At 58.6% G+C, this 459-nt stretch carries 1 protein-coding gene; it reads right to left on the bottom strand.

Features of this window, described 5'->3' with window-relative positions; translation table 11 throughout:
• Positions 1-248 precede the first annotated feature (248 nt).
• Positions 249-459 (bottom strand): MraZ-related protein (locus tag AWU74_RS08320; protein WP_368853472.1); only part of this gene is annotated, 211 nt, incomplete at its 5' end.

Here is a 459-nt window from a genome sequence, read left to right on the forward strand (position 1 = left end):
TATCCTGAGTGCCGCCGCGCGCCCCGCATGCGTCTGCGTGTGCTTTGATATACGTCGAATCTATCATACGGATATCCCCGTCAGGCTCGCCTATTGCGACGTCCGCCAGCACTTTCCATATTCCCCTATCCCGCCTTCTCCAAGCGTCGCGTCGACAAGCAACCGTTCACCGTCGCCTTCCGGCGCGAGGTATTCTAAACACTCCCTCAACAAAACCGGCGTATGAGCCGCCTGCATGTCTCCCTCCGTTACAGGCGAATCGCTCCCAATTCTTCCGTCGCTTCGCGGAAGAGCGGTTCGCTCTCCTCAAGATACGCACGGTATGCTGCAGCGTCCCACAGTTCTACGTACTTGACAATGCCGAGCATCACGCAGTCTTTGGAAAGCACGGCATATTTCCGCAGGCTTGCCGGTATCGAAAGCCTTCCCGCGCCGTCGATTTCGCCTCCCTGCGCGGGG

Source organism: Treponema endosymbiont of Eucomonympha sp. (genome assembly GCF_001028545.1).